This window comes from Tianweitania sp., from assembly GCF_032053605.1.
Classification (GTDB): Bacteria; Pseudomonadota; Alphaproteobacteria; order Rhizobiales; family Rhizobiaceae; genus Tianweitania.
Genome location: NZ_DAMBUH010000002.1, coordinates 68,109 through 78,932, shown reverse-complemented (window position 1 = coordinate 78,932; position 10,824 = coordinate 68,109). Strand labels below are relative to the sequence as shown.

Below are 10,824 nucleotides of genomic sequence, written 5' to 3'. Positions count from 1 at the left end.
GCCGTGTTGCCGCCGCGAACCTGACCGAAATATCCGCTTTAAGCTCGCGCGAGTTGCTGATCCTGGCTGGCGGCACAGAGGCGTGGCACGCGGCTGGCTACGGACTCGATAGCGAAGCCAACTATCTGTCGGAGCCAATCGACGTCTACAAACGGCCCTACGAAGGCACGGACAATGCAAGAGCCAACATGCAGGCCTATATCGACTGGGAGCTCGAACTGGTCGCGCAGCTCGCCAATGATGGCGTCTCCAACTTCCACGTGGTCCGCTGAGCATAGATGGATCTTCTGCGGACGGCAGGCTGACGGCTCTTACCGAGCAACCGTCCTACCGTCCCATCCACAAACGCCCGACGGGTTAGTCCTGGCAATATCGCTGGCTAAAAAGCCGTGATAATGCAGCGGTGTCCAAGCTGGTTGGACCGCTGATGGCGGTGCTTTCCGGGTAGCCACCCAAGGGTATTCACATGAAGACTACGAGACTGTTGAAGACGCTGATCGTTTCCGCGCTGGTTCTGACCACCGCCTCTGCGTATGCGGAAGAGAAGAAGTGGACCAAGATCACCATCGCAACGGAAGGCGCTTTCCGTCCCTACAACTTCACCAATCCGGATGGCTCGCTGGATGGCTATGAAGTCGATCTGTACAAGGATCTTTGCGCACGCATGAAGATCGAGTGCACGATGGTGGCGCAGCCTTTCGACAGCATCATCCCCGCACTCACCGCCGGCAAGTTCGATGCCATCATGGCTGGCTTGACCGCCACGCCGAAGCGCGAAGAGACCATCGACTTTTCCATCTCCTACGGCCTGACCCCGCAGACCTTCGCGACGCTCAAGGATAGCCCGTATGCCAAGCTTCCTCATACGGGCGAGACGCTCTACCTCGCACAGGATGAGGCCGGGGCACAGAAGGCGATCGATGATGTGACGGCTGAGATCAAGGGCAAGACGGTCGGCGTTCAAAGCGCTTCGCTCGGCCTGTCGCTGCTGGACAAGTACTTTAAGGACTCCATCGAGATCCAGGAATACAAAACGACCGACCAGCACGATCTCGATCTTGGATCGGGCCGTGTTGACCTGATCGTCGCGTCCCTCGCCTACCTCACCGACGCTGCCAAGAAGCCAGGCAACGAGGGCATCGTGATGACCGGACCTTACTTCAAGGGTGGTATTCTCGGACGTGGCGTGGCCGTTGGCCTGCGCAAGAACGAGCCAGAGCTGAAGAAGATGTTTGATGAGGCCATCGAGGCCGCCAAGGCCGATGGCACCGTCAAGCGCCTGTCCGAAAAGTGGTTCGGCTTCGACGTCACGCCGTAAGCTCGCCCGCATGATTATAAAAGGTCGCCGAATGGGAAGGCGACCTTTCGTTTGCGGTTGCTGCTGGGCGTGGCCAGCAATTTACGCAATCAACGAGGCTGCCTCTCCGAGTTGCGTGGCTCGCATATCTCGCGCCGGCGTCACACCAAACAGCCGGCCATATTCCCTGGTAAACTGCGGGACGCTCTCGTAGCCGACAGCATAAGCCGCATTGCTGATGGCCTCCCCGTCGGACAACATCAGCCGGCGAGCCTCGATCAGCCGCAGCTGCTTCTGAAATTGCAGCGGTGTCAAAGATGTCACCGCCCGGAAGTGTGCATGGAAAGACGAAACGCCCATGCCAGCCGCCATCGCCAGCTGTTCCATACGCAGCGGCTTTGCGAAATCACTGCGGATCAGGCTGACGGCCCGCGCGATCCGCTGAGCATGGCTACCGGGAATGCCGAGCGTGCGAATGGCTCCGCCATGACGTCCCATCAGCAGCCAGTAATGCAGCTCCCGCAGCAATTGTACCTGTAAGACCGGAATCGTGGCGGGGCGATCAAGCAGTCTCAGTAGACGCAGCGCTGCGTCTGCCACCTCCCTTTCGGTCGGGTCCACCCGCACAGGTGCTCCGGCAGCGAAGGGCAAAGGCCCGATCTCTGTAACCAGCTCAGCGATCACCGCGGGATCCAGCTCGAAGACGACCGAGATATATGGCGCAGCCAGGCTTGCGCGGGTGATCTGGCTGACGGTCGGCACGTCGGCCGTAATCAACAGAGACTCCCCGTCCCCGAAATCGAAGGACCTCGCTCCCATCGCGACACGCTTGCTGCCTTGAAGCACCAGCGCCACCAAGGGGCGGTTGACCGCGTGCTGGAGTGGGCTTGGTATAATCTCGCGGACCACGGACAGGCCGGGGATCGGTGTGGACGCCATGCCTGTTCGAACAAGCTGGTGTTCAGCAACACGGATTGCGGTGTGGAGCAGATCGGAGGTCATCGTCACAGGCTATAGCCAGCCGAAACTCCATACAAGCCGGCTTGGAGGATTAGGCAAGATAATGCCAAGATCAAGCAACACCAACAGTGCGCGACCAACGATGATCCTTGCAGAACCAAGGCAGCAAGGAGCCAAGCATGAGCACCATTTCAATCGTCACCGGCGGCAGCCGAGGCCTGGGCCGCAACACCGCCATCAGCATCGCCCAGCGGGGCGGCGACGTCATCTTGACCTACCATCGCGGAGAAGAGAATGCCCTTGGTGTGGTCGCTGAAATCGAAGCTTTGGGTCGCAAAGCAGTCGCCTTACGTCTCGATACAGGCGAAATGAGCGACTTCCCAGACTTTGTCGCACAGGTTCAGACTGCGCTCCGGGAAACCTGGCAGCGCGAAACGTTCGACCATCTCGTGAACAATGCCGGCCATGGCGAGATGGCGAGCCTGATCGAAACCACGGAAGCGCAATTCGATGCTCTGTTCGCGGTGCATGTGAAAGGCGTCCTGTTCCTGACCCAGGCACTGGAGCCGCTGCTTGCCGACGCCGGGCGGATCGTCAACTTTTCCAGCGGCCTCACACGCGTTTCATCCGCCGGCTTCGGAGCCTATGCCGCGGCAAAGGGCGCAGTAGAGATCCTTACGATCTACATGGCCAAGGAATGGGGAAGCCGCGGGATCACAGCCAACACGATTGCCCCCGGAGCAATCGAAACCGACTTCCTGGGCGGTGCCGTGCGTGACACGCCGGCCTATAACGAAGCTTTCGCATCAATGACCGTGCTGGGCCGTGTAGGTGTACCTGACGACATCGGTCCTGCCGTCGCCAGTCTGCTCGGACCGGACAATCGCTGGGTCAACGCCCAGCGCATCGAGGTGTCCGGCGGTCAGAACATCTGATGTTGGACGGCCGGATGCCAAGTGAAGGCACCGGCCGCAGCTTCGGTTAGTGCGTGATAGAGCCAGGTTTAACCTCGGCTGGGATCGGGCACACGTAAGGCTGGCCGGCCGTCTTTTCTTTCCACTCTGCCTTCGCGGCTGCGAGAACGTCGGGTTGGGTCATAAGGGTCAAGCCGGTCGTGGCCAGGGTCTTGGCAGCATGCGCCATGGCTTTGTGCGCGGCCGCACTTTTGCCCTGCGCAACCACCTGCCAAGTGTGGGGATTGGTGCCGATGGCCCATGCAGGAGTCCAGCATTGCGCCGTAGGCGTTACCCAGCTCACGTCGCCGACATCGGTGGAGCCAGCGCGAAAGTGAGACTGTCCCTCAAATTCGCGCAGGCCGAGATGAAGCGGCGCTGTGCCGTCTACCTTGGCGTTTGAGAACACGTCCCCCCTGATCTGGTAAAGCCGGATGCTGCTCTTGATCGCCTCATCGGTGAAGGTGTCCTGGATGTCCTTGGCGAAAGCGAGATCTGCTTCGTCGAACGGCACAGGGCCGAGCGTCACCATGTTCTCGTGCATTGCCGTTTCCAGCGTGATGTTGGGCAGGAGGTTGGTGGATGCCGTATCGAAGATGATCTCGACCTCGGTTTCCGTCATCATCGCGGCGCCGCGCGCCACTTTGTCAACGCGCTGAGCAAGGGCAAGTGCCTGGCTCATTTCGGGAGCGCGAACGAGATAAAGCACCTCGGCCTGCGCCTGCACGACGTTCGCGGCGCGGCCACCCGTGTCGGTAATGGCGTAATGAACGCGGCAATCCTGCGGCATGTGCTCGCGCAAAAAATTCACGCCGACATTCATTAGTTCCACCGCGTCCAGCGCCGAACGGCCGAGATGAGCGGCATTGGATGCATGTGCCGCCACACCCTTGAAGCGGTAGTAATACTCAAGGACGGCAAGGTTGTTCGTGGAGCGCACGCCATTGAACGGTGCGGGATGCCAAGTCAGTGCCGTATCGACATCGTCGAACAGGCCAGCGCGCACCATGAAGGTCTTGCCCGAGCCGCCCTCCTCGCCCGGACAGCCGTAATAGCGGACAGTGCCAGGCAGATTGTTTTCCTTGAGGTGACGGGCGAGCGCGATGGCGCCCATCATCGAGCCGACGCCCAGCAGATTATGGCCGCAGCCATGGCCGGTTGCGCCGGAGACCAGCGGCTTGGCTTCTGCGAGATCGGCCGCCTGGCTCATGCCGGCAAGAGCATCAAATTCGCCGAGAAACGCTATGACAGGCTTGCCGCTGCCGGCTTCGGCGATGAAGGCGGTTTCCATCTCCGCCACGCCGCGTTTAACGGAGAAGCCGGCCTCTTCCAACGCACCAGCAAGCGCTTGCGAGGAGCGCTGCTCCTGGAACTTCAGTTCAGCGAACTCCCAGATGTTGTCGCTGAGCTTGCTGAAGGTCGGCTTTATCGCGTCAACAGAGCGCGCGATCGACTCCAATGCTTGCTGGTTCATGAACTATCCTCAGTCGTGTTTCAGAGCGCTGGCGCACGACGCGGCTGTCGCGCAGCCCTCGGCAGCCCCGCAGCTCTTGCCAGTCCATTGTCAAAGAAAGTCGCGCCGGACTTTGCCGGCGCGTTTCCCACGATCAGTTTTCGAGCGAGACTTCCCAGAGCCGCGTATTCGACTGCCAGACCGGCACGCCCTTCAGCGACTTGGAGGCGCCCCACACGTCGACCATGTCATACAGGAAGATGCCGGGCATCTCCTGCAGCATCAACTCATGGAATTCGTCGAAGATCGCCTGCCGCTTGGCCTGATCAGCCTCGGCATAGGCGGCATTCATGAGCTCGATCGCCTTGGGGTTGTCCCACATCAGCGAGGCGTTCTTGTCCTTGTTGCCGACATAGAAGCTGTACATCAGAGCGGGGTCGAGGCGCGGCGCCACCGACTGCGAGATCACCTGGTAATTGCCCGAACGCCGGCGATCGACTTGCGTGGCATAATCCAGCACTTCGATCTGAACATTCAGGCCGATCTGCTGCATCATGGCCTGAGCCATGATTGCGGCCGGGTAACTCGGAACGTTACCGCGCTTGTTGGCGATGATGGAGATCGGCTCGCCCTTGTAACCGGCTGCGTCCAGCTCCTTCTTGGCGGCTTCCAGGTCATAAGGAAGACGCTTCTTCTGAGTTTCGTTAAAATATACGGAGTCCTGCGAGACCATCGAACCATTGGCCTCGCCCGTGCCGTTGGAAGCAGCGGCCACCAGCTGATCGAGGTCGAGCGCCATGGCCATGGCGCGACGCACGCCCGGATTGCTCAGAACCTTGTCGCGGGTCTGGAAGTAGAACAGGTTCTTGCCGTTGTTGCGCGCGACGATGAGCTGCATCTTGTCGCTGTTCTGGAACTCCGGAATGAGATCCGGCGAGATTTCCGCCGTATCGAGCACGCCGGATTCCAGTCCCGCCTTCACGGTCGATGCGTCCGGAATGACCATGAACTTGACGCCATCGACCAGCGGGCGTTTGGAGCCGACCATGCCATCCGGCTTGCCGTCATTTTCAGGCGACTGGTAGTCGTTGAACTTGGCGAGGCGGATATATTCCGACTTCTTCCATTCATCCCACATGAACGGGCCCGTTCCGACCGGCTTGTCGAAGCTGCCGTCTGCGGTCACCGAGTCCGGCGAGAGGATGCCGGTGTAGCCGCATCCCGGGCGCGACATCAGGCCGAGGAAAACGGCGGAGGGCTTGGTGAGCTTGATCTCGACCGTGGAAGGATCGATCGCCTTCACGCCAGCCACGGGTGCCGCGCCGCCTTCGACGAAATCATTCAAGCAGGTCCACTTGGTTTCCGGCTTGAGATAACGGGTCCAGTTCCAGACCACGTCTTCAGCCGTCAGCACCTTCCCATTGTGGAATTTGACGCCATCGCGCAGCTTGAACGTATAGGTCAGACCATCCTCGGAGGTCTCGAAGCTCTTGGCCAGCAGCGGCTTGACCTCGCCGCTGTTGGTGTAGCCGACCAAGCCTTCCACGATGTGCAGGATCACACCATCCGTATTGCCGTCGCGGTTGACGCCGGGGTTGTTGCTGCGCAGGTCCGAGCTTTGCGCAACCACGAGATCGCGCGCCTGCACCGTTCCTGCAATTGCCAGCAGGGCGACGCCTGCCAAAAGAATTTTCTTCATTGTTCTACCCTCGTTGTTGTCGTTGATCATTGAACCGGAAAATGATCCCAGCAGCCGCGCGCAATGCGACCAATGGTTTCGAGTGACATCGTGTAGCCGGGCGTGCCGTCAGGCATTTCCTGAGGCACCTTGTCGGTATAGGCGGTGACGATGAAGAACGGCGCGCCGTTCCTGTAGACGACACCGGCATCCATGCGACCGCGCTTGCCGCGACCGCTCTTGCTGGCCGTCACCGTCTCGAAGGGCAGCCGGGAACGCAGGCCATAGCGCAGCACCTGGTTCTTCAGCACTTGCAGCGCCCAGGCGCATAGCTCAGCCGTGCAGCCCAGCCTGGCTTGTGCTTTGGGAGAGGTCTGGGCGTCGAGAATCGTTTGCAGCAGAAGGACCTGGTCGGCTGCAGACGTCGTGGTCACGCTTTTCAGCGAGTGGTCGATCGGCAGGGCCAGAGGCGGGATCAGGAAGCGGTGATGCGTGTTCACCATGCCCAACGTCTTGCAGAAGCCATCGACCTCTGCCAGCGTGAGGCGCTCCAGCACCATCTTGGTGCAGACATTGTCGCTGAGCACCATCATGCCGGTGATCGCATCGCGCAGCGAAAGTACGAGCCCGGGCGTCATGAAGCGGATCATGCCGCTGGCGACTTCCTCGGCCAGGCGCTGTTCGTAGACGATCTTCTCGTCGAGATCGAGCCGGCCTTCCGACACCGCCTTTAGCGCGGCCATCATGATGGAAGTCTTGCGCGTGCTGCCCGACGGCGTTTCCTCGTTCTCGCCACGGCCGACATCGTCGCCGGTCAACAGGTTGCGCGCCATGAAGCGGGTGACGAAAGGCTGGGCGTCGCAGATGGCGTCGAGTTCTCGGCGCAGGGTGGCGAGGTTGCGTTCGGTGTCCATCATGCTTCCAGGCGCCATTTCAGTTTCACCCCGCCCTGCTCGTTAATGGCAAGGGCGGGAATGGCCGAAAGAAGCCGGCGCGTGTAGGCTTCCTGCGGATTGTCGAAGATCGTGTCGCGGTCGCCTTGTTCGATGATCCGGCCGTCCTGCATCACCACCACGCGATCGGCGACCTGTTCCACCACGCCGAGATCGTGGCTGATGAACAGGCAGGAAAAGCCGTAGCGCTTCTGCAGGTCGGAGAAGAGGTCGAGCACTTGAGCGCGCACGGTCACATCAAGCGCTGATACCGGTTCATCGGCGATCAGGAAGCGCGGCCGGCGTGCGATGGCGCGGGCGATCGCCACGCGCTGACGCTGACCACCGGACAACTCGTGCGGGTAGCGGTCGGAAAATTCGCCGCTGAGCCCGACCTCCTCGAGCACTTCCGTCGCCCGCTTGCGCTTAGCCGCGCGGTCGAGATCAGGAACAAGCCGCAAAGCCTCCTCGACCGTTGCAAGGATAGTCATTCGCGGATCGAGCGAGGAATAAGGATCCTGAAACACCATCTGGCAGTTCAAGCGATAATCGCGCCAGTCCGCATTGCGCGAGCGTCCCCGGAACCGGATGTCGCCGCCGCTTTCCTTTACGAGGCCAGCAATTGTGCGCCCAAGCGTGGTTTTGCCGGAACCGGAACCGCCAACCAGCGCAACGACCTCGCCTTCGTGGATGTCGATCGACACGCCGTGCAATGCGCGCTTAGCCTGCGCCTTCTTGAGGAAAGACTTGCGACCGGGATAATCGACGACGATATCTTTCGCCGAAACCATCGGCGCCTTTGCCGTGTCGAGCACGCGCACTTCGCCTCGCAGCGGCAGGGATTGCAGAAGCTTCTTCGTATAGGGATGCTGCGGCGCGTCGAGCAGGTCTTCCGTTCGGCCCGCTTCGACGATCGAGCCCTTTTCCATCACCACGATGCGGCTCGTGTAGCGCGCCACCATCGGCAGGTCGTGGCTGATCAGGAGCACCGCCGTGCCTTCTGCCTGAGTCAGCTCGACCATCAGTTCCATGACATCGCGCTGGATCACGGCATCGAGCGCCGTTGTCGGCTCATCTGCGATCAGCAACGCCGGCTTCAACAGCATCACCGAAGCCAACATGATGCGCTGGCGCATGCCGCCAGAAAATTCGTGCGGATAGGCGCTCAGCGCACCTTCGGGATCGCGGATGCCGACGCGCTTCAGCATGTCCAGGATGCGATGACGGCGCTCTTCCGGCTGAAGCTTGGTGTGCAGGATCAGCCCTTCCTCAAGCTGCCGACCGATCGTCATCGACGGGTTGAGCGACGTCATGGGTTCCTGGAACACGACGCCGATCTCGGCGCCGCGCAGGTCCCGAAGCTCGCGATCCGTCATGCCGAGCACGTCGCGACCTTTGTACTGGACCAAGCCGGATGTAACCGTGATTGCCTGCGGCAGCAGCCGGATGAGCGATCGTGTCGCCAGCGTCTTGCCCGAACCGCTTTCACCCACGATGCCGAAGATCTCGCCGGGCGCGACGTCGAAGCTTACATCCTGCACGACCTGGCGGCCGCTTCCGGCAACAGCCAGCGACAGGCCGCGAACGGAAAGAAGCGTATTCGTGTGCAATTCAGCGCCGCTCATTTCAGCCCCCTCATGCGTGGGTCGAGCTTGTCGCGGAGCGCATCGCCCAGAAGATTGATGCCGAGCAGCGTCAGCGCGATGCACAGGCCGGGGAAGAGACCGAGCCAAACGGCTTGTTCGAAGAACGGCCGGCCGGCCGCGAGCATGTTGCCCCAGGTCGGAGCCGGAGGCGGCACGCCGAGGCCAAGAAACGACAGCGCGCTTTCCGACAGAATAGCCCAGCCGAACATGGACGTTGCGAGCACGGTGATCGGCGCAAGGCAATTGGGCAGGATGTGGCGCAGCATCGTGAACAACTCGCTGTTGCCCATGACCTTGGATGCTTCGATGAACTCGCGTTCGCGCAGCGACAGCACTGCGCCGCGCACAACACGCGCCATGGACGGTGTGTAGGCGATACCAAGCGCGAAGATGATGCCGTACTGATTGGCCCCGAACACGGCGAGCAGACCAAGCGCCAGGAGGATGCCGGGGAAGGCCATCAGCGCGTTGTTGATGGCCATGATCACACCGTCGATCCAGCCGCGAGCATAACCGCTGATCAGGCCGATGATCGTTCCGCAGATCGTTGCAAAGGCCACGGTCAGCGTGCCGATCCAAATGGCGGCGCGGGCGCCAACCATCAGACGGCTGAGCACGTCGCGGCCGAACTCGTCGGTGCCGAGAAGATGCTCCCCACCCGGCGCCGCCAAGCGCGCGGTGAAGGAAAGCTTCATAGGATCGAAAGGCGTCCAGACCAGGCTGAGCAAGGCCGTCACGAGCAGGACGCTGATCAGGATGCCGCCGATCAGACCGTTGAAGGTGAGCTTTTTCATTCGGCGACCACCCGCGGATCGAACAGGGGATACAGGAGGTCGACAACGAGATTGACCAACACATAGGACAAGGCGACCACCAGCAGGCAGGCCTGGATCACTGGATAATCGCGGGCGAAGATGCTCTCGACCATCAAGCGACCGAGGCCAGGGATCGTGAACACCGTTTCGATCACGGCAATGCCACCGAGTAGATTACCGAGGATCAGGCCAATCATCGTCCAGGTCGGACCGAACGCGTTCTTGAGGGCATGCCGCCACAAGACTGCGCTTTCCGACAGTCCCTTGGCGCGAGCATGGGTAATGTAATCGAGGCGCAGCACTTCCAGCGTCGATGCGCGCGCCATGCGGATCAGCACGCCGGCTTCATGGATCACGAGCGTCATCACCGGCAGGATGAGGTAAAGCAGACCGCCCGTGGGATTGTCTCGTATGGAAACGTAACCAAGTACCGGCAGCCAGCCGAGCTTGAGGCCGAAGAACAGCATCAGCAGCAGGCCAAGCCAGAAGGTCGGGATCGACAGCAGCACGGTGGCCGTGCCAACCAGCGCAAGATCCGTGACGCTGTTCTGGCGCCAAGCGGCGATAACACCGGCCGGAACGGCAATCAGGCTCGCCAGGAACACGGCGACCACCACAACTTCCGCACTGACAACAAAACGCTCAAGCACCAGCGGTAGAACGGCTTCACCGTTGACGATCGAACGTCCGAAATCGCCTTGCAAAACATTGCCCAGCCAGATGAGAAACTGCTGAGGCAAGGATTGATCTAGCCCGAGTTCGGCGCGCAGCGCTTCGATCTGTGCGGGTTGCGCCATGTCGCCCAGCATCAGTTCTGCCGGGTCGCCCGGTATGAAGCGGATCAGCGCGAACACCGTAATTGCGACCAGCGCAACCGTCGGCAGCGCCATCAGCACGCGATTGAGGATAAATCGGATCATATGTCCCCCGGGATTTGTGACCGATCATGCCATCAGCCCAAACGTCTTCATTTTGTCAGGACTATGAAAGGTTTGACGATACTGCGCAATATTATGCGAAAACGTCATATATCTATGCGGATGTAGGCCGGCAAAATGCCAGTCTTGGCTTAGCGCTTTGCCTGCTAAGC

9 protein-coding genes and 1 pseudogene are annotated in these 10,824 nt (G+C 60.7%); 3 read left to right on the top strand and 7 right to left on the bottom strand.

The window, feature by feature from the left end; all coding sequences use genetic code 11:
- Together RTX98_RS01055 and RTX98_RS01050 are read left to right on the top strand one after the other, a co-directional pair.
- Nucleotides 1–272: pseudogene (locus RTX98_RS01055) on the top strand (rhodanese-related sulfurtransferase); the annotation flags it as partial.
- A gap of 194 nt (nucleotides 273–466) precedes the next feature.
- Nucleotides 467–1,318 (top strand): transporter substrate-binding domain-containing protein, encoded by an 852-nt coding sequence (locus RTX98_RS01050; protein ID WP_312793990.1) that lies wholly within the window; start codon nucleotides 467–469, stop codon nucleotides 1,316–1,318.
- Between the two features lie 81 nt (nucleotides 1,319–1,399).
- On the opposite strand, the gene RTX98_RS01045 is transcribed toward RTX98_RS01050, so the two are convergent.
- Nucleotides 1,400–2,299, bottom strand: coding sequence for an AraC family transcriptional regulator (locus RTX98_RS01045; RefSeq protein ID WP_312793989.1), 900 nt, complete (start codon nucleotides 2,297–2,299; stop codon nucleotides 1,400–1,402).
- A 137-nt stretch (nucleotides 2,300–2,436) separates the two neighbouring features.
- Here RTX98_RS01045 and RTX98_RS01040 point away from each other — a divergent pair, with 137 nt between their 5' ends.
- A complete protein-coding gene (locus RTX98_RS01040) occupies nucleotides 2,437–3,192 on the top strand; it encodes an SDR family NAD(P)-dependent oxidoreductase (protein WP_312793988.1) in 756 nt (251 codons plus the stop codon).
- Nucleotides 3,193–3,238: 46 nt separating this feature from the next.
- Here RTX98_RS01040 and RTX98_RS01035 read toward each other — a convergent pair whose 3' ends face one another.
- From RTX98_RS01035 to RTX98_RS01010, 6 genes are all read right to left on the bottom strand, one after another.
- Nucleotides 3,239–4,684 carry a M20 family metallopeptidase gene (locus RTX98_RS01035; protein WP_312793987.1) on the bottom strand — a complete coding sequence of 482 codons (1,446 nt, stop codon included), beginning with the start codon at nucleotides 4,682–4,684 and terminating at the stop codon, nucleotides 3,239–3,241.
- Nucleotides 4,685–4,817: 133 nt separating this feature from the next.
- Entirely contained in the window at nucleotides 4,818–6,362 is a 1,545-nt protein-coding gene (locus RTX98_RS01030) for an ABC transporter substrate-binding protein (protein ID WP_312793986.1), read from the bottom strand.
- A 26-nt stretch (nucleotides 6,363–6,388) separates the two neighbouring features.
- The gene (locus tag RTX98_RS01025; RefSeq protein ID WP_312794037.1) at nucleotides 6,389–7,255 is read right to left on the bottom strand and encodes a serine hydrolase; all 867 of its coding nucleotides are present in this window, start codon (nucleotides 7,253–7,255) and stop codon (nucleotides 6,389–6,391) included.
- Entirely contained in the window at nucleotides 7,255–8,883 is a 1,629-nt protein-coding gene (locus tag RTX98_RS01020) for an ABC transporter ATP-binding protein (protein ID WP_312794036.1), read from the bottom strand. Before RTX98_RS01020 ends, RTX98_RS01025 begins: the two co-directional genes overlap by 1 nt.
- Nucleotides 8,884–8,894: 11 nt before the next feature.
- Nucleotides 8,895–9,713 carry an ABC transporter permease gene (locus RTX98_RS01015; protein ID WP_312793985.1) on the bottom strand — a complete coding sequence of 273 codons (819 nt, stop codon included), beginning with the start codon at nucleotides 9,711–9,713 and terminating at the stop codon, nucleotides 8,895–8,897.
- Nucleotides 9,710–10,654 carry an ABC transporter permease gene (locus RTX98_RS01010; RefSeq protein WP_312793984.1) on the bottom strand — a complete coding sequence of 315 codons (945 nt, stop codon included), beginning with the start codon at nucleotides 10,652–10,654 and terminating at the stop codon, nucleotides 9,710–9,712. Before RTX98_RS01010 ends, RTX98_RS01015 begins: the two co-directional genes overlap by 4 nt.
- Nucleotides 10,655–10,824: the final 170 nt, after the last annotated feature.